The following is a 20,108-nucleotide window of genomic DNA, read 5'->3' as shown; positions in this document are numbered from 1 at the left end:
TGCTGTCCTAAGTGCCGCAGGGCGCATGGGTCAAACGGTTGCCCGTTGACCAATGCGCCCCACGTGTTTGCGCGGACAACGATATGTCCGCGCCATTACTGCTGTGATTACAGGGTACGAGCGATTTCCTGGACTTCGAATACTTCCAGTGTGTCGCCAACCTGAATGTCGTTGTAGTTCTTCAGCGACAGGCCGCACTCCAGACCGGCGCGAACTTCTTTCGCATCGTCCTTGAAACGCTTCAGGGAGTCGATCTCGCCGCTCCAGACCACGATGTTGTTGCGCAACAGGCGGACGGAAGAAGCACGCTTGACCACGCCATCGGTGACCAGGCAACCGGCAATCGCGCCCACTTTCGAGACCAGGATAACCTGGCGGATCTCGACCTGGCCGATGACGGTTTCGCGTTTCTCTGGTGCCAACATGCCCGACAACGCCGATTTGATCTCGTCGATCGCATCGTAAATGATGTTGTAGTAGCGAATGTCCACGCCATTCGACTCGGCCAGCTTGCGTGCCTGGGCATCAGCACGGGCGTTGAAGCCGATGATGACCGCTTTCGAGGCGACTGCCAGGTTGACGTCCGATTCCGTGATGCCACCGACAGCCGCGTGTACCACTTGTACGCGCACTTCGGAGGTCGACAGTTTCTGCAAGGAACCAACCAGCGCTTCCTGCGAACCTTGCACGTCGGTTTTGATGATCAATGGCAAGTTTTTGACTTCGCCTTCGGCCATCTGGTCGAACATGTTTTCCAGTTTCGCGGCTTGTTGCTTGGCCAGTTTCACGTCACGGAACTTACCTTGACGGAACAGACCAATTTCACGCGCCTTGCGCTCGTCCGCCATGACGACGACTTCTTCACCGGCGACCGGCACTTCCGTCAGACCCTGGATTTCGACCGGAATCGAAGGACCCGCTTCAGCGATGGCCTTGCCGTTCTCGTCCAGCATGGCGCGAACACGGCCATACGACGAGCCAGCCAGAATCACGTCGCCGCGCTTCAGGGTACCGGACTGCACCAGGATCGTCGCGACAGGACCACGGCCCTTGTCCAGACGCGCCTCGACAACCAGGCCGCGCGCAGGCGCATCGACCGGTGCCGTCAATTCCAGCACTTCGGCTTGCAACAGCACTTGTTCCAGCAGATCGTCGATGCCCTGGCCCGTTTTGGCCGAGACCGGCACGAATGGCGATTCGCCACCGTATTCTTCCGGCACGACTTGTTCGGCAACCAGTTCCTGCGTCACGCGGTCCACGTTGCCACCCGGTTTGTCGACCTTGTTGATCGCCACCACCAGCGGCACGCCGGCTGCTTTCGCATGGGCAATCGCTTCTTTCGTTTGCGGCATCACGCCATCGTCGGCGGCAACCACCAGAATAACGATGTCGGTTGCCTTGGCGCCACGGGCACGCATTGCGGTAAACGCTTCGTGACCCGGGGTGTCGAGGAAGGTGATCATGCCGCGTGGCGTATCGACGTGGTAAGCGCCGATATGCTGCGTAATGCCGCCCGCTTCGCCGGAAGCAACCTTGGCGCGACGAATATAGTCCAGCAGCGAGGTCTTGCCATGGTCGACGTGACCCATGACGGTGACCACCGGTGCGCGTGGCTTGGTTTCGAAGTGCGCGTGTTCGCCCACATCGGCCAGCAACGCTTCCGGATCGTCCAGTTCGGCGGCGAACGCCTTGTGGCCCATTTCTTCCACCAGAATCATGGCGGTTTCCTGGTCCAGCACCTGGTTGATCGTGCACATCTGGCCCAATTTCATCAAATGCTTAATGACTTCGGATGCCTTGACGGACATTTTGTGCGCCAGTTCGGCCACGGTGATCGTTTCCGGTACGTGCACGTCCTTGACGACGGCTTCCGTCGGTGCCTGGAAGTTCGATTCACGGTCGTCATGGTGCGTCGGGCGACGGCCCTTCGCGCCACCGCGCCAGCTGTCACGGCCGCCTGGGCCGCTGTTGCCGCGTGGCTTGGGACCACCGGTGGTGCCGCGTTTTTTCGCGTCATCGGACCAGGTGGACGACACATTGGCCGACTTGATGGATTTCTTGTCTGCAACGACAGGCTTCTTGTCGCCCGGCTTGTCGCCAGGTTTCTTGTCAGCAGGCTTGTGCAGCGTGCCTTCCGGCGCCTTCGGCTTGACCGGTACCGGCACTGGCTCAGGGGCTTTGATGGCGCGGCGTGGCGCGTTCATCATGGCCTTGATCTGGGCGACTTCGTCGGCAACAGCCTTGCGTGCACGCTCGGTGGCTTCCGCTTTGTCGGCGGCTTCCTTGGCGGCAACAGCAGCGGCGGCGGCTTTTTTCTTCGCTTCTTCAGCGGCAGCGGCTTTTTTCGCTTCCGCAGCAGCGTCGTCGGCGACGGCCGGCGTGCCGGCGGCAGCGGCAGCAACCACGGTGGCGGCCTTGGCGGCGGCTTTCTTGGCTTCTGCTTCGGCTTCTTTCTTCGCGGCCAGTTCAGCCTGTTGCGTCGCTTTCGCCTGGGCTTCTTTTTCCGCGTCGAGCTTGGCCAGACGTTCTTGCTTTTCGCGCAGATCGGCTTCCTGGCGGGCGATCAGTTCTGCCTGTTTACGGGCATCTTCTTCACGGCGCGCCACTTCGGCGGGATCGATTACCGGTGCGGCAGGCGCGACCGGCTCAGCGGCGGCGACCGGCGCCGCTTCGTCACGCTGGACGAAGGTGCGTTTCTTGCGCACTTCCACCTGGATGGTGCGCGATTTGCCGGTTGCGTCAGCTTGCTTGATCTCAGTCGTTTCCTTGCGGGTCACGGTGATTTTTTTCTTTTCTGTGTCAGCCGCTGCGCCATGGGTGCGGCGCAGATGATCCAAAAGCTTGTCCTTATCATCTTTCGACAATGGATCTGACGTCGAACTTTTTTCGACGCCGGCAGAACGCAGCTGCGTCAGCAGCAAATCTGCAGGCATCTTCAGTTCGGTGGCAAATTGGGCTACGTTGTTACTCGCCATTCAGTCCTCTTTTCTATGTGTCGCGGAGATGATAAAGATACTCAAATTAAGCCTTTGCGGATTCGGCCAGACTCCATGCCTTGGCTTGCAACGCCTTGGCACGATCGTCGTATTTCGAGTCAACCAACTTCATCTCATCGTCGGTCACATCTTTAAATTCACTTGTAATCAGTTCACGCGCACGGTCCGCAGACAAGGCCAGGATTGCGCCAAATTCGTCGTATGCCAGTGCTGCAAATGCTTCAACGGTCTTGATACCAGCCAGACCCAGCTTGCCGGCGGTGACGCGGTCCATGCCTTCCAGACTCACCAACGCCTCGTCCATGCCTTCCAGACCCTCTTCCGAAGCGATCGCTTCGGTCACGAGCGCATCACGCGCACGGGTACGGAGTTCATTGACGGTATCTTCGTCAAACGATTCGATTTCCAGCATTTCGGAAATTGGCACGTAAGCGATTTCTTCCAGACTGGCGAAACCTTCTTCCACCAGAATATCGGCCACTTCCTGGTCGACATCGAGCTTTTCCATGAACAGGATGCGCACGGCAGCCGTTTCCTGGGCAGCTTTGTCGGCCGATTCTTCGGCCGTCATGATGTTGATCTTCCAGCCGGTCAGTTCCGACGCCAGGCGTACGTTCTGGCCGGAGCGGCCGATCGCGATCGCCAGGTTTTCTTCATCGACGACAACATCCATCGCGTGTTTCTCTTCATCGACCATGATCGACGAGACGTTCGCCGGCGCCAGGGCGCCGATGACGAACTGCGCCGGATCTTCCGACCACAGCACGATGTCGACGCGCTCACCGCCCAGCTCACCGGTCACGGCCTGCACGCGCGAACCGCGCATGCCGACACAGGTGCCGATCGGGTCGATGCGCTTGTCGGCCGTGTAGACGGCGATCTTGGCGCGCACGCCGGCGTCGCGGGCTGCCGATTTGATTTCCAGCATGCCTTGCTCGATTTCCGGCACTTCCAGCTCGAACAGCTTCATGATGAATTCTGGCGCGGTGCGCGACAGGATCACTTGCGGGCCGCGCATATTGCGGTCGATGCGCAGGATGTAGGCACGCACACGGTCGCCGATACGCAGATTCTCTTTCGGGATCATCTGGTCGCGTGGCAGGCGTGCTTCGATCTTGCCCGACTCGACGATGGCGTCGCCGCGTTCCATGCGCTTGATGGTGCCGGTGACGAGCGAATCGCCGCGTTCCAGGAAGTCGACCAGGATCTGTTCGCGCTCGGCGTCACGCACGCGCTGCAGGACGACCTGTTTGGTATCCTGGGCGAAACGGCGGCCGAATTCGACGGATTCGATCGGTTCTTCGATGTGATCATCGACTTCGATATCGGGAATCTGTTCTTTTGCCTCGAAATGCAGGATCTCCTGATCCGGCAATTGCAGGCCCGCTTCATCGGGCACCACGTGCCAGCGGCGGAACGATTCGAATTCGCCCGTTTCGCGGTCGATCGAAACGCGGATGTCTACCTCACCCTCATACCGTTTCTTCGTGGCTTGCGCCAACGCGAATTCGAGGGCGCCGAAGACGACATCTTTATCGACGTTTTTTTCGCGCGCCAGCGCGTCAACCAATAATAAAACTTCGCGGCTCATGCTTTGCGTCCCTTAAAAACCACCTGCGGCACCAAGCGTGCCTTATCCACATCGGCGAGCGTAAACTCCAACATCGCCGGACCATCCTTACCTTCAAATTCCAACGACAATTTATCGCCCACGGGTTCTTGCAGAATCCCCTGGAACGATTTCCGGTTGTTCGTACCCGGCATCGCCACGTTCAGCTTGACGATGATTTCCTGGCCTGCGAAACGGACAAAGTCTTCCAGCTTGCGCACCGGACGATCGAGACCCGGGGAAGAAATCTCGAGACGCTCGTAAGGAACGTTCTCTACCGTCAACACATGCGATAACTGGTGACTGACCGTGGCACAGTCTTCGACCGTGATCGGACCTTTTTCAGCGGCATCGGCGGCGCTGAAATCAATAAAGACGCGCAGCAGCCCGCGCTCGGCACGTTCGACATCAACGAGCTCATAGCCCAGACCTGTGACTGTCTTTTCAATTAATCCCAACTGCTGCAAGAAATTCTCCAGAAAAAGGCCTGTTTTTCAGCATTGCGGCACTGCAACAGCGCCGACGGCATGCAAAAGAACACGCACAAGTCATATATGGCCCCTTGCGGAGCCATTACAAACGGTTCAACAAAAAAAAAATGGGCATCTGCCCATCTTCTTGTATTTCCCCAACCAGATGAAAGCACTCCCCACCAAACAACCCTGCGGAGAACTTTTATTAGGCTGCAGATTATAACCTCTTATTAACTTCGCCGCAATGCCGCACACGAGGAGCGGCCCGGCTTACAACAGTTACAAGAGCGCGCACCCGGGGCAAATAATCGGGGGCGCGAGAAGCAATCCTCTGAATTAACCTTTGCTGCGACGGCGCGGCATGCCATCCATGCCGCCACGATCCATGCCGCCGCGCGGCTGACCACCGGAGCGCGCCTGACCACCGGCACCGCCCGCATTGCGGCGCGGACCCGTGTTGGCGAAACCGAATGCCGTTTGCAGCGGATCGGGCTGGCGCGGACCGCGCTGCGGCGCGCGGCCTTCGCCGCCACCGGCCGGACGGCCCTGGCCTGCCGCACGCGGCGGACGCCCCTGGCCTTGCGGCGCGCCTTCGAACGACGCCGACGACCGGGGCTGGCCACCCTGGAACGGACCTTGCGGCTGGCCACGGCCAGGACCACGCGCTTCGCCAGGACGGCCGCTGCCGCCTGGGCGACCCTGACCTTGCGGACGGGCAAACTGGCCTTGCGGCTGGCCACGGCGCGGCGCGACCGGGAATGGATCGGCGTTGCGGTTGCTCACATCGATGCGGTTGCCGTTCGGCTCATCGTCGCGGCTGGCCTTGCGTGCTTCGCGGCCCTTGGCGGCGCCGGCGGCACGGGGATCGCCCGAAGGCGGCATTTTCTTTTCGATGCCGTAGGCGGCCAGCAGGTCGCGCACGGTGTTTTCATCCATCTCTTCCCAGCGGCCGCGTTTCAGGCCGCTCGGCAGGGTCATGGCGCCGTAGCGGGTACGGATCAGGCGCGAAACGGTCAGGCCGATCGCTTCGAACATGCGGCGCACTTCGCGGTTACGGCCTTCGCCGATGACCACGCGGTACCACTTGTTGATGCCTTCGCCGCCGCCATCGGCGATCTTGGAGAATTGCGCCAGACCGTCTTCCAGCTCGACGCCGGCCAGCAGCTTCTGGCGCATGCCCTCTTCCAGCTCGCCCAGAGTACGCACGGCGTATTCGCGGTCGATGCCGTAGCGCGGGTGCATCAGGCGGTTGGCCAGGTCACCGGACGTGGTAAACAGCAGCAAACCTTCCGTATTGAAGTCGAGGCGGCCGACGGCCAGCCATTTGCCGGCCTTCATGGTCGGCAGACGGTCGAACACGGATGGGCGGCCGTCCGGGTCATTATGGCTGACGATTTCGCCGGCCGGCTTGTGATACACCAACACGCGCGGCGGCTTCTTGCTGACGCGGCGCTGGATCAGCTTGCCGTTGATGCGCACATGGTCGCTCGGCAAGATGCGCTGGCCGATATGGGCTGGCTCGCCATTCACGGAGACGCGGCCGGAAATGATCAGGTCTTCCATGTCGCGGCGCGAACCGAGGCCGGCTTCGGCCAGCACCTTGTGCAGCTTCGGCGCGTCGTCGTCGGACGTCAGGTCGCGGCGCACGGCGGCTTTTTGCACGCGGCCCGTGCCGCCCTCTTCGCTGTCGAAAGCGTCGGAGGTGACGAAGGAGAACACGGCGTCAGCATCGCTGAGCTTGCCTGGCGCGGCCTGGCGGCCCTTGCCCTTTTTACGGCTCTTGCCGGCATTCTTGCCGGCGCCCGGCACGTCGTTGCGCGGACCGCGCGGCAGGCGCGGGCCGGACACGAGATTGCCTTCGGCATCGAACACATCGGCGACGGGCGCGGCCGGTGCAGCATCGGCGACCTGCGGCGCTTCGGCGCTGTCAACAGGCGGACGCGGCGGCTGGCGCAGCGCGCGCTCGGCTTGCACGCCACGCATCTGACGCGGACCGCGCGTCGGGCGCGCTTCGGCTGGCTTCTCGGCCACGGCTTCCGGCGCAGCTTCCGCTTCGGCGGCGGCGGCCTTGGCGGCGGCGCGGGCGCGCGGCGGACGCGGCGCCGGGGCGGCAACCGCCTCGGCAGCGGCTTCCGCCGCGTCGGCCACGGCCTTCAGGGCTGGCTTGGCGCGGGTTTTCTTGGCGGCCGGCGCGGCATCGGCAGCGGCAGCATCGGCAGCGACGGGCGCATCGGCGGCCACGTCGGCTTTCGTGCGGCGCTTCGGCTTGGCGGCAACGGCGTCGCCAGCAGCGGCAGCGGCTGCCGTATCGGCTTCGATCTGGGCCTTGGTGCGGCGCTTGGGCTTGGCAACGATGGCTTCGTCGCTGGCGGTAACTGTCTCGGGTGTATTCGGATTATTCATTCTTCGTTTCTTGGCTGTGCTGACCTGGCGCAGCGTCAACCGTTAGTTCTGGCGCAGGGTCGTGAGTGTAGGCTTCGTCCATGGGCGAAGCATCGGGGCCGGCATCAAGGCTTGCTGTCACATCTGTCACAGCCGTATTGCTACCTGCACCAAGCTGTAGGGCAACTTCATTCGTTGCCTTGTCAAAATTTTCTTGCAGGGCCGCTTCCAGGGCTTCAAGCCCATTGCCCTGCATTTCACTGATTTGCTGCAACGGCGGCAGCTGGGACAGCGAATGCAAACCCAGGTCATCCAAAAACTGCTTGGTGGTGGCCAGCAAGGCCGGCCGTCCCACCACGTCGCGGTAGCCGATCGCATCGACCCAGCCGCGGTCTTCCAGCATCTTGATCGTCTGCGAATTGACGGCAACGCCGCGAATTTCCTCGATATCGCCGCGCGTCACCGGCTGGCGATAGGCGATGATGGCCAGGGTTTCCAGCGTCGCCCGCGAATACTTGGGCGGCCGCTCCGGCGTCAGGCGGTCCAGATACATCTTCATTTCCGGACGGCTTTGAAAACGCCAGCCGGAAGCGAGGCTGACGATCTCGATGCCGCGTCCTTCCCACTCATCGCGCAACTCTTCCAGCAGCTGCTTGATCGTGTCGGCGCCAACGCCGACGCCGCGCACGCGGCCATTCTCGTCCGCATCGACGAACAGCTTCTTCAAGCTGTGGATCGACAGCGATTCACGAGCGCACAGCAATGCGGTTTCGAGGACTTTCTTAGCCTCAATTGTATTCATAGCAATTCTGTGCGGATGTGTGTTGCAATTCGTATGCAGAGAAAGAAATCAAAACGTTCATTTCAACGTAACAGATGGCAGACATCGATGATGACGCCGTGCTGGGTTACTAGTTGAGGCTGTTTCCGACGCCTTGGCCGATGCGCGCAAAGCGGGACTTGCGGATGCAGTGAAAGTCCTGCGATCCATGGTGCTGGCCTTAAATAACCAGCAATGAAACGATATCCGGAGCAGCTGCTTCCCCTGTGGCGGCACATCAGCCAGGCAGGCGAGCAACAGTCGTCGTTTCATCCAACGATGCCAATTGTACCTGATAAAAAGCGGAAAAGCGCAAAACCGGGCAAAACACGCGTTTTACCCGGCCCTGGCGCGACACATCGCCCTGCCCTTCGCCTTACAGGGAGGCGAGTTTCTCCGAGAGAATGGCCGATGCACCCAGGAAAGCTGGGTACTGCGCCGTGATGACAAACGTCGGCACTTGCGACACGTAGTTGGCAAAGCGGCCCTTGCGCTCGAAGCGGGCGCGGAAACCGGAGCGGTCGAAGCGCTGGCCCAGGCGCGGCACGATGCCGCCGCCTATATAGATACCGCCGAGCGCGCCCAGGGTCACGGCGACGTTGCCCGCCACCGTGCCCAGCATGCAGCAGAACGCCTCGATGACGTCGTCGCACAGCTGGGATTCGCCGGCCAGCGCGCGGCGCGTGATTTCCGCCGCCGTCAAGTCTTCGGCCGGCACGCCGGCGCGGTCGGCCAGGGCGCGGTAGATCAGTTCCAGGCCGTCGCCGGAAATCAGGCGCTCGGCCGAGACGTGCTCGTATTCGCGCCAGGCAAATTGCAAGATGCTCACTTCCGTCTGATTGAACGGCGCGAAGCTCACATGACCGCCTTCGCTTTGCAGGGCGATCCAGCCGCCATGCGACGGAATCAGGCCCGACACGCCGAGGCCCGTGCCGGCACCGATCAGGCCGATGGCCGTGTTCGGACGCGCCGTGCCGGCGCCGATCTGGTGCTTTTGCTCGCTCGACAGCAGCGGCAGCGCGCGCGCCAGGGCCGTGAAATCGTTGACCACGTCCAGGGTCGTGAAACCGCACTCTTCGCGCATGGCGCGGATCGAGAACGACCAGTGGTGGTTCGTCATGCTGAGGAAGTCGCCGTCGACGGGGTTGGCGATGGCGATCATGGCATGGCGCACGGCTTGCCCGCCTGCGGCGGCCACATGCGGCAAGGCCAGGTAGGCTTGCAGCGCGGCGGACAGGCTCGGGTAATCGGCGCAAGGCAGCACTTCCACCAGGATGATGTGGCCGGTGGCCACTTCCAGGGCGAAACGGGCATTGGTGCCGCCCACGTCGGCCAGCAGGCGCGGTCCATCGGCGAAGGCGGAAGTCGGCAGTACGGGAGAAGACGAAGCGCTCATGATTTGAATTATGAAGTGGGACGCATGGGACGCCAAGCTTAAAGGATGAATGCGCCCGGAGGCAAGCAAAGTTTGTAGTTTAAGTACATCAAAACAAGCCTTTATTGGTAGTTCCACTCCAAATGCAACAGGCAGCGTCGAAGTTGCTCACAAACAATGATTTATAGTAAGTACTTGCACTCGCCAGCCATGCGAAAAGCATGCTGCACAGCAGCAGGAATCCCCTTGAAAGCAGAGTATGCCGGAGTTTGCGCAAAGCTGCTTTATACGCGACGACGCAGGTGCGGCACTGCCGTCCGGACGGCCCGGCGACGCTGTTTTCGTATTATTACTACCGGTTTTTACGGCCGGCCTGGCGTGCAGGATGCGGCGTGGATCAGGATGGCAAACCTTCGCCCAGCAGGCTGGCCGGTACGGCCTGATCGGAGCGGTAGGCGGCATTCCAGGCATCGAGGCCGCCATGCAGGGGCTTGGCCCGGTGGAAGCCGTGCTGGTGCAGCAGCGTGGCCACTTGCGCGGCCGTCACATCGTTAGGACAGCTGCAATACACGATGATGTGGCGGTCCTTGTCCATGGCGATCATGGCTGGTACCGGTTCCTTGCCGTTGAAGAACAAGGCACCCGGCACGGCCGGCTCCAGCGCCTGCGCCGTGGCGCTGCGGGCGTCGACCATCAGCGGGTCCTCGCCCTGCTCGATCAAGTCCAGCAATTCGTCGATGCCGATGCGTTCGATCTGCAAGGCCTGGCGGAAACGCCGGCGTTCGAGGAATTTGTACAGCAGGAACAATCCCAGCAGGGTCGCCAGCACCAGCAGGGCCGTGCTGCCCATGGTGCTGAGCAAATCGAGCACTTGCTGCACGCTGGCATGGAAGATCACGCCGACGACGATGCCCGTACCACTCCACAGCAAGGCGCCCAGGCCCGCGTACAGGAAGAAGAGTCCCGGCGGCGTGCCCAGCGCACCGGACATGGGCGCGGCCACGGTATTGAAACCCGGCACGAATTTGGAGACGATCAGGGCTTTCGGGCCCCAGCGCTTGAACTTGTCTTCCGTCTGGCTGACGCAGTAATCGGGCGACAGCGAGATGCGGCACAGCAGGCGCAGGATGCGCTTGCCGAAATGGCGGCCCGCGCGGAACCACGTGAAGTCGCTGATCAGGCAGGCGCCCAGCGCCGCGGCCAGCACCAGCGCCCCATTCATGTCGCCATCGACGGCCAGCGCGCCCGCCACCACGAGAATGGGGAAGGCGGGAATCGGCAGGCCGAGCTGCTCCACCAGCACGATGCCAAAGACGATCAGGACACCGTAATGTTCGAGCAGGTAAATGAGGTTGGGCATGGCCGCTATCTTACCGTAAAAGCGAATTTAAACCTGGACGCCTTTCGGAATGGCACTGAGCAAGGTGCGCGTGTACGGATGGACGGGATTGCGATACAGCTCATCCGAATCGGCCAGCTCCACCACTTGCCCCTTATGCATCACCATCACCTGGTCGGCGATGTATTTGACCACCGACAAATCGTGCGAGATGAAGATGTACGACAATCCGAATTCATCCTGCAAATCCTGGAGCAGGTTCAATACCTGCGCCTGCACCGACACGTCGAGCGCGGACACGGATTCGTCGCAGACTAGAATTTCCGGCTGCATGGTCAGGCAGCGGGCGATCGCGATGCGCTGGCGCTGGCCGCCGGAAAACTCGTGCGGATAGCGGTGGAAAGCCTGCTCCGGCAAGCCCACCTTGTCGAGCAGCCAGTACGCCTTGGCGATGCGTTCCTTGTCATCGGCGCCGATGTTGTGGATGCGCATAGGCTCGAGCAAGATCTGCCCCACCGTAAAGCGGGGGTTCAGCGAGGCATACGGATTCTGGAAAATAATCTGGATGCGGCGCTTATACGGCAGGTATTCCTTGTTCGGCATGGCGATCAGGTCCTTGCCGTGGAACATGGCCGTGCCGCCCGTCGCCTGGTGCAGGCGCAGCAGGGTCAGGCCCACCGTCGTCTTGCCGGAACCGGATTCGCCCACCACGCCCAGTGTCTTGCCACGCGGCAAGGTGAACGACACGTCCTTGACGGCCTGGAACTCGCGCTTGCCGAACAGGCCCTCGCGCGTATAAAAGCTCTTGCTCAGATTATTCACCACCAGCACCGGTTCGTCGCCCGGCGTGTAGCCGCGCGTGCGCTGCTTCACTGCCACGCCGGGACCGGCCTTGCCTTCCATATAGTCGGCGATGACGGGCAAACGCCACGGGCGCTCGTCCAGGGACGGACGGCAATGCAGCAGGGCTTTGGTATAGGCATCGGTCGGCGCTTCGAATACCTGGCGCACCTCGCCCGTCTCGCGCACTTCGCCGTGGCGCATGACGATCACCTGGTCGGCAATTTCTCCCACCAGGCCCAGGTCGTGGGTAATGAACAGCACGGACATCTGGTGTTTCTTTTGCAGCGCCGCGATCAGGTCCATGATCTGCTTCTGGATCGTCACGTCCAGCGCCGTCGTCGGTTCGTCGGCGATCAGGAGCTTCGGCTCGCAGGCAATCGCCATGGCGATCATCACGCGCTGCTGCTGGCCGCCCGACATCTGGCTCGGGTAGGCGTCGATCTTGGTGGCCGGATCGGGAATGCCCACTTCCTCGAGCAGCGCCAGCGTGCGCGCCCGCGCCTGCTTGCGGTTCATGCCCATGTGCTGGCGCAACACTTCGGCGATCTGGAATCCCACGGTGAAGACGGGGTTCAGGGACGACATCGGCTCCTGGAAGATCATCGAAATATCCTTGCCGCACATGGTGCGCCGCTCGGCAATCGACAATTGGAGCAGGTCGCGCCCGCCGAAATGGATGCTGGAGCCGGGATCGATGATCGTGTTATCCGGCGGCAACAAACCCATCACGGCCAGCGAGCTGACGGACTTGCCGCTGCCCGATTCGCCCACCAGCGCCACGGTGCTGTTGCGCGGCACGTTGAACGAGATGCCCTTGACGGCTTCGAACGTGGTCTTCTTGTCCAGGCGGAAGGTGACGCGCAGGTCGCGCACTTCCAACAGGTTATTCTGGTCCATGAGCAACTCCTATTTCACTTTGGGGTCGAGCGCATCGCGCAAGGCATCGGTAAACAGCGAGAACGCCGTCACCAGCACGGCCATCGCCGTGGCGGCGGCCGTCAGCTGCCACCATTTGCCCAGGATCAGTTCATTCTGTGCCTCGTTGAGCATGCTGCCCCACGAGACGGTCCCCACCGGCACGCCAAAGCCGAGGAAGCTCAAAATCACTTCGGCCTTGATGAAGCCCACCACGAGGATGGACATTTGCACCAAGGCAACGTGGCTCACGTTCGGGAAGATGTGCGAGAACATCTTGCGCCAGTGCGAGGCGCCGATGGCGTCGGCCGCCATCACGTATTCGCGCGCCTTGTGCTTGATGTATTCGGCGCGTATCAAACGGTACGGCCCCGTCCAGCCCGTCAACCCCAGGATCAGCACGATGGTCAGCACGCCCTTCTGCTGCAGCACGGCCGCCACCGTCAAGATCATCAGGATCGATGGAATCGACGTGAAAATGCTGTAGAACCAGTTGAAGAAGTCATCGACGATGCCGCCGAAGTAGCCGGACACGGCGCCGAACAGCGTGCCCAGCACGACTGCCAGCAAGGCTGCCACCAGGCCCACCACGATCGACGTTTCGCCGCCCTTGATGGTTTTCTGGATGATGTCATGGCCCCACTTGTCGGCGCCGAACGGCAAGGTTGCCGCCTTGTGCGTGACGAGTTTCTTGGCCTTGCCCATGCCGGCGCGCAAGGCCGTCAAGTCGTCGGCCAGCGGGTCGGTGACGCCGTACATTTCCACGCCAGCCGATGGATTGCTGCCCATCTGGGCCCGCAGTTCGGCGATGTCGTCGGCCAACGGGTCGAGCACGTTGACGGGCGTGGGCGCGCTGCGCTCGTCCGGCACGTGGATGGCGCCATCGCCCCCCGCGTCCGCATCGGCGCCGACAAAGGTCGGCGGCGCATAGCTGACGGCCACTTCATCTTCCCAGTTCGACGCCACCAGGCCGCTGGCGGACGCCAGCACCAGGAGGAAAAATGCGCCGACCACGGCCAGCGATACCATTGCAATCTTGTCGCCGCGCAAACGGCGCCACGCCAGGGCCCACAGGCCGGGCGATGTATGAGGTTTCGACATCGTCTCTTTCTACTTCAGTTGTACGCGAGGGTCGACCGCCTGGTACAGCAGGTCGGTGAGCAGGTTGAAGAGCATGGTGGCGGCGGCGACATACACGGTGATCGCCTTGATCACCGGAAAGTCGCTGCGCTCGACGGCCAGGATCACTTCACGCCCGATGCCAGGAATGCCGAAGAAGCGCTCGAGCAGGAAGGCGCCGATCAGCAGGGCTGGCAAGTTCGACATCACATAGGTAATGATGGGGATGGCGGCATTGCGCAGCACGTGCACCCACATGATGCGGCCTTCCTTCAAGCCCTTGGCGCGCGCCGTGCGCACGTAATCCTGGTTCGCCTCGTCGAGCACGAAGGTGCGGAACAGGCGCAGCGTGGGCGCGATGGAGACGGCCAGGCCGATCAGGATCGGCAAGGTGGAATAGCGCAGCAGGTTTTCCCAGAAACTGTCGCCCCAGCCCTGCACGGGGAACAGGCCCAGCTTGTAGGCAAAGCCGTACTGGAAGACGATGATGTAGACGAGGATGGAAATCGACATGCCCACCGTGCAGGCGATCATGACGGCGCGGTCCGTCAGCGAGCCGCGCACGAAGGCGATGGCCAGCGCCAGCGCCACGCCAAAGAAGGTTTCCAGCACGGTCAGCGGGATCAGCACCATCATCGACGGGCCCAGGCGCGAAGTGATGATGTGCGACACGGATTCGCCCGTGGCCCAGCTCTGGCCGAAATCAAACGTGACGATCTGCTTGATGAAGATCCACAGCTGTACATAGTATGGCTGGTCGACGCCGAGCTGGCGGCGGATGTTGGCGATGCTTTCCGCACTAGACATCTTGCCGGCCAGGATGTAGGCGGGGTCGCCGCCCACCCAGTTGAACAGGATAAACACCAGCAAGACCACGCCCAGCATGGTGGGCAGCATCTGCCACAGGCGGCGCAGGATATAAGCAAACATAATGATTCCTTGTCGTTATAAGCTGCGCTTATTTTTTAGCGGGGTCGGCAGCAGGCGCCACTGGCGCAGCGCTGCTGTCGATATCCATATACGCCCATTCCTGGAACAGGATCGGGTGCTTCTTGTAGCCTTGCACCGTCTTTTGCGCCAGCATGTTGCGGTAGCGCGCGTAGCCGATCAGGGCGCCTGCATTGACTTCCAGGCGGCGCGCCATCTTGTGGAACAGCTCGTCGCGCTCGGGGCTGGCCGGCATGGCCTGGCTGGCCGCATACCATTTGTCGTATTCCGGATCCTGGTAGCAGCCATTGTTGTTCTGGTGCGTGTTCGGGCCATAAAACAGCTGCATGAAGTTGTCGCCGTCCGGGTAATCGGCCAGCCATGGCGCCGTGCGCGTCTGCATCTTGCACTGCTTTTCCGTTTTTAAAATGTCGGAAAAGATCATGCGGTCGTTTTCCATGCGGATGCCCAGCGAGTTGTAGGTCTTGCGCCACATTTCCGCCTGCAGCACGCCATTGGCTTCGTTGCGCGACGCGTAGCGTATCAGCAGCGGCTTGCCGTCTGGCAAGGTACGCCAGCCGTCGGCGCCCTTCTTGTAGCCGAACTTGTCCAGCAGTTTGTTCGCCAGCACGGGATCGTATTGCAGCAGCGATTTGTAGTGCGGATCGTAGCCGACGACGCCGGGCGGGATCGGATAGTCGAGGCGCTTGGCCTGGCCATTCCAGATGATGCGGATTTCTTCGTCGATATTGTGCGCCATGGCAATCGCGCGGCGCAGCGCGATCTTTTCCTTGCCGAAGCCGCCCAGCACGGGATCTTCCATGTTCCAGTAGTAATAGCTGATTTCCGGATCCAGCAAGCGTGACAGTTGCACGCCCTTCTCCGCCAGCTCGGGACGCAGCTTGCCGTTCAGCAGCGCTTTCGGCGCCAGCGGGCCATCGAGCCAGAACACGTCCGTGCCGCCGCTCTGGAACGACAGCCAGCGCGACTGGTCTTCGATCATCACGGAAATTTCGATGCGGTCGATGGCGGGAATGCGCTTGCCCTGCATCTGGCGCACGATGCGCTGGTCGTCCGGATCGTCGCCGGCCATGAAATTCCACGTTTCCGGCAGGTGCTGCGGGTTGCGGTTCAGGACGATGCGGTTGCCGCGCGTCCATTCACCGAGCGTGTAGTAGCCGGTGCCGACGGGATTGGAACCCACTTCGCCCTTCACGTCGCCATACTTTTCCACCACTTCGCGCGCCAGGGCGGCCGTCGGCACGTAGGCGAGGATCATGGGGAAATTGAAATCGGTCTTGGTCAGCGAGATGCGCAGGGTGTACGGGTCGAGGATTTCCAGGCCGGCAACTTTCTTGCTGTAGTCGAGCTTGTTCGACTTGGCCGCGTCCTTCGCCAGGTCGTCCAGGCCCACTACCTTGCCTTCGAACAACCAGCTGTGCGGCGACGCGAGGCGCGGATCGAACAGCCGCTTCCACGAATAGACGTAATCGGCCATCGTCAGCTCGCGGCGCTTGCCGCCGAACGCGGCGTCGGGCGTGAACAGGATGCCTTTTTTCAGGCGGATGGTATAGGTTTTGCCGTCGGCCGACACTTCCGGCATGGCCGCCGCCGCGCCAGGCACCACCTTGACGGGGCGCGCCAGGTAATCATAGGTGTACAGGGTGTCGAAGACGGCCTGCGTGATGTGGTTCGAATACAGGTCGCGCGCGGTGGCCGGATCGAAGCCCGTCTCGGCGGCCGGCAGGATATAGCGCAAGGTTTTGACCGGCGCTGCCGCGGAGGCAGCGTCAACGGCAGTGGCCGCCAGCGGCAGGGTGGCCAGGCAGGCGAGCAGCGCCACGCGCCGCATCCATGGTAACTTCATGTAATACCCTTCATCTCGATTATCTGTCGCACCGTATTGGTGCGCTTGTACTGGCTTCCCCCTGGGATACAGGAGTCCACCGCCAAAACCAGTCCATCCTCGCAAGATCTGTGCCTTGTTTCCAGGTAGCGGCGCCGCTGCGCAGGCGCGCTGAAAAAGGCGTAACGATAACGCATATTTTGCGCGCCGGGCAAAAAGCCGCGGCACTTCCATGGCGTGCGGCAACAGCCGCCCGTATCGCCCGGCTTATTTTGCGCACTGCAACATGACGGTGCCGATACACAGATGAGGCCGCCTGACAGAAACCGGGACGGTCGCGAATGGCGGCGATGGTCGGCGCGCGGAGGAAAGCGTATATCGCAACGCAACATTTGCATAATTACTAATTACGAAACACCGCAACATGAGAAAAAACACTGTTGTTTCCATGATGAAAGGTCACATGTGCGCGTTGACAAGGTTTCACGGCAAATGGTCATATCAGTGGCGGCAATTCACATTTGCCGCATTCGCCACAGCGATTGCCGACGCAGCAATCTTTTTTAGACCAGCGCGGTTGCGCCGCAGGACGGCCAGCCGAGCGTACTTTTCGGAGTTCTGAGAATGATGATGGAAACAGTTATGTCCCGCTCCGTGCGCCTGATGTTTTCGGGCAGCGTGGCAGCGGTCAGCCTGGGCCTGATGGCTGCGCCGGCAATGGCGCAAGACGCCAATGTGCAACGCGTGGAAATTACCGGCTCGAGCATCAAGCGCGCCACGGCGGAGACGGCATCGCCGGTGCAGGTGATCACCCGCGACGACCTGATGAAATCAGGCAAGGCCACCGTGGCCGAATACCTGCAAACCCTGACCGCCGATGGCGCCGGCTCGCTGCCGACGGGCTTCGGCAACGGCTTCGCGGCCGGCTCCACGGCCATCTCGCTGCGCGGGCTGGGCGCCACCTCGACCCTGGTCTTGCTCAATGGCCGCCGCATGGCGCCGTTCGCGCGCGCCGACGATGGCCAGAAAAGCTTTACCGACCTGTCCACCGTGCCGATGCAGATCGTCGAACGCATCGAGATCCTCAAGGACGGCGCCTCGTCCACGTATGGCGCAGACGCCATCGCCGGCGTGGTCAACATCATCCTGCGCAAGGATTTCGAAGGCCTGACCCTGAAAGGCGACACGGGCATATCCGGCGACAGCGACGCCAAGCAGCACCGCGCTTCGCTAACCTTCGGCAAGGGCAACCTGGACACGGATAAATACAACTTCGTCATCAATGCCGAATACACGAAGTCGGACATGCTGATGAACAAGGACCGCTCCGACCGCAAATGGATAGGCAAGGGCGACCTGCGTCCGTATGGCTATGCGATCAACACCCAGTTCGCCGGCGGCTACATCAACGGCACCAACGATGCGAACGCCTCGCCGGTCGGCCTGATCCGCGATCCCGTCACCAACAATTACGTGGCCCTGCCCGGCTGCTCCGCCCTGTCCTCGTCCTCGCCGCAAGATCCGAAGGGCGGCTGCCTGTGGCATCACGACCAGTTCCGCTCGATGCAGCCGAAGATCGAATCGGTCAACCTGTACACGCGCGGCACATGGCAAGTCAACGCCGACACCCAGGTGTATGCGGAAGCGGGCTACTCGAAGCGCGATACGGCCTTCACCCTGATCCCGCCGTCGATCACGCCCACCATCGCCTTCCCGCCCAATGCCGGCAGTCCGACCGGCGTCATCAACTACGGTTCCGGCGCCGGCACGACCATCGTGCTGGCCGCCAACCATCCGCAAAACCCGTACGGCGTGCCGGTGCGCGTGCGCTACCAGGCCTTCGACGTGGGCGCGAGCACGCGCAAGGCCAACAACGAGTTCAACCGCATCGTGCTCGGCGTCAAGGGCAATGCCATGGGCTGGGATTACGATGCCGGCTATACGCACTCGGAATCGAAGCTGCACCTCGACTACAGCAACATGCTCAACATGGCCGTCGTCAAGGACGCGCTGGGCAATCCGAACAGCCAATATTTCCCGTACTACATCGGCGCGCAGGCGGGCAAGAATCCGGCGTCGCTGTACGCGGCCATGGTGACGAACGCCACCTCCGATTCCACGACCAAGCTCGACATCATCGACTTCAAGGCATCGCGCGAGCTGATGCAGTTGCCGGGCGGCGCCATGGGCCTGGCCGTGGGCGCAGAACACCGTCGCGACAAGCTCGACAATCCATCGCTGTCGGGCACGGAAAACGGTTCGATCAACTCCAGCTATGTGGCCGCCAAGGGCGACAGCAAGGTATCGGCCGTGTTCCTGGAAGTACTGGCGCCTGTGATCAAGACGGTGGAACTGTCGGCGGCCTTGCGCTACGACAAATACGACCGCTTCTCGTCGACGACGCCGAAACTGGGCGCCAAGTGGACGCCGCTGAAAACCTTCGCCTTGCGCGGCACGTATTCGGAAGGATTCCGCGCACCGGGACCGGCCGAAAGCAACGCCAATTCGCAATCGACCGGCACCTCGACCGTGAGCGATCCCGTGCGCTGCCCAGGTGGCAAGCAATTGCCTGGCGCCAATGCCAGCGACTGCGAACTGCAAGTGGCGGCCGTCAAGATCGGCGACCCGAACCTGAAGCCGGAAAAATCCAAGGGCTACACGCTGGGCCTGGTATGGGATCCGTTCAACGATACCAGCCTGTCGCTCGATGGCTGGAAGATCAAGCGTGAAAACGAGATCAACCCGCTGCCGTACAACGAAGCGGCGGCCCTGCCGACGGCCATCCGCGCCGACAACAACCTGACCATCAATGGCGTCGTCACGCCGAACACGGGCACCTTGCTGATCACCAAGGCACCGTACCGCAACTCCAGCTTCACGGAGATCAAGGGTATCGACCTGGACGTCAAGCAGCGCGTGCGCCTGGGCGAATACGGCCGCGCCACGTTCGGCATGACGTGGACGCATATCGCGTCGTGGGTGCGCGCAGAATCCTCCACCGTGCGCTACCAGTTCGCCGGCACGCATGGCAATTGCGATACGTCAAACTGCGCCGGCACGCCGAAGGACAAGATCAATGTCACCGGCTCGTGGGACCTGGGCAACTGGAATCTCAGCGGCATCGTGAACTACCGTTCGGATATGAAAAATATCAAGTTTGAAGGCGACCCATGCGCTTCCAAGCTGGCCAACGGCACGCCGGCGCCGAACGGTTGCAAACTGGCCTCGTTCACCACGCTCGACCTGTCGACGCGTTGGAACTACAGCAAGCAGTTGCAGTTGTATGCCTCGATCAACAACGTGACCGACAAGATCGCGCCGCTCGATCCGCTGACCTACGGCGGCATGAGCTACAACCCGATGGATGCCAGCGGCGCCATCGGCCGCTACTTCAAACTGGGCGCCAGCTACAAGTTCTTCTAAGCCGGCACAGCCGTCATGACGCGGGGCGGTGAGCAATCACC

Annotated in this window: 12 protein-coding genes; 1 reads left to right on the top strand and 11 read right to left on the bottom strand. The window is 61.7% G+C overall.

Translation table 11 applies throughout. The annotated features are described in order from the left end of the window. Window positions 1-107: 107 nt before the first annotated feature. The 11 genes from infB to O0880_RS19865 all read right to left on the bottom strand — a co-directional run bounded on the left by infB (window position 108) and on the right by O0880_RS19865 (window position 16,665). Complete coding sequence (infB, locus tag O0880_RS19915; protein WP_071325128.1) at window positions 108-2,975, bottom strand: translation initiation factor IF-2; 2,868 nt, start codon at window positions 2,973-2,975, stop codon at window positions 108-110. 46 nt (window positions 2,976-3,021) lie between these two features. Further along, window positions 3,022-4,587: a transcription termination factor NusA gene (gene nusA, locus O0880_RS19910; RefSeq protein ID WP_071325129.1), complete on the bottom strand. Its 1,566-nt coding sequence runs from the start codon at window positions 4,585-4,587 to the stop codon at window positions 3,022-3,024. After that, window positions 4,584-5,072 carry a ribosome maturation factor RimP gene (gene rimP / locus O0880_RS19905; protein WP_071325130.1) on the bottom strand — a complete coding sequence of 163 codons (489 nt, stop codon included), beginning with the start codon at window positions 5,070-5,072 and terminating at the stop codon, window positions 4,584-4,586. Before rimP ends, nusA begins: the two co-directional genes overlap by 4 nt. Before the next feature lie 342 nt (window positions 5,073-5,414). Next, window positions 5,415-7,481 (bottom strand): 23S rRNA pseudouridine(2605) synthase RluB, encoded by a 2,067-nt coding sequence (gene rluB, locus O0880_RS19900; RefSeq protein ID WP_289888340.1) that lies wholly within the window; start codon window positions 7,479-7,481, stop codon window positions 5,415-5,417. Then, window positions 7,474-8,262: an SMC-Scp complex subunit ScpB gene (scpB, locus tag O0880_RS19895; protein ID WP_071325132.1), complete on the bottom strand. Its 789-nt coding sequence runs from the start codon at window positions 8,260-8,262 to the stop codon at window positions 7,474-7,476. Before scpB ends, rluB begins: the two co-directional genes overlap by 8 nt. Window positions 8,263-8,656: 394 nt before the next feature. Beyond that, the gene (locus O0880_RS19890; protein ID WP_289888337.1) at window positions 8,657-9,676 is read right to left on the bottom strand and encodes a glucokinase; all 1,020 of its coding nucleotides are present in this window, start codon (window positions 9,674-9,676) and stop codon (window positions 8,657-8,659) included. Window positions 9,677-10,052: 376 nt separating this feature from the next. Further along, window positions 10,053-11,015 carry a VTT domain-containing protein gene (locus O0880_RS19885; protein ID WP_071325134.1) on the bottom strand — a complete coding sequence of 321 codons (963 nt, stop codon included), beginning with the start codon at window positions 11,013-11,015 and terminating at the stop codon, window positions 10,053-10,055. Window positions 11,016-11,042: 27 nt separating this feature from the next. Continuing rightward, entirely contained in the window at window positions 11,043-12,734 is a 1,692-nt protein-coding gene (locus tag O0880_RS19880; RefSeq protein ID WP_071325135.1) for an ABC transporter ATP-binding protein, read from the bottom strand. Between the two features lie 9 nt (window positions 12,735-12,743). Then, window positions 12,744-13,853: an ABC transporter permease gene (locus O0880_RS19875; RefSeq protein ID WP_071325136.1), complete on the bottom strand. Its 1,110-nt coding sequence runs from the start codon at window positions 13,851-13,853 to the stop codon at window positions 12,744-12,746. A gap of 9 nt (window positions 13,854-13,862) precedes the next feature. Further along, window positions 13,863-14,801, bottom strand: coding sequence for an ABC transporter permease (locus O0880_RS19870; RefSeq protein ID WP_034760169.1), 939 nt, complete (start codon window positions 14,799-14,801; stop codon window positions 13,863-13,865). Between the two features lie 28 nt (window positions 14,802-14,829). Next, window positions 14,830-16,665: an ABC transporter substrate-binding protein gene (locus O0880_RS19865; protein ID WP_289888327.1), complete on the bottom strand. Its 1,836-nt coding sequence runs from the start codon at window positions 16,663-16,665 to the stop codon at window positions 14,830-14,832. A 621-nt stretch (window positions 16,666-17,286) separates the two neighbouring features. On the opposite strand from O0880_RS19865, the gene O0880_RS19860 reads away from it, so the two are divergent. After that, entirely contained in the window at window positions 17,287-20,067 is a 2,781-nt protein-coding gene (locus tag O0880_RS19860; protein ID WP_289888324.1) for a TonB-dependent receptor, read from the top strand. The last annotated feature ends 41 nt before the right edge of the window (window positions 20,068-20,108 follow it).

It is taken from the genome of Janthinobacterium sp. SUN118, from assembly GCF_030397695.1.
GTDB lineage: Bacteria > Pseudomonadota > Gammaproteobacteria > Burkholderiales > Burkholderiaceae_D > Janthinobacterium.
This window is presented reverse-complemented; position numbering and strand designations above follow the sequence as displayed.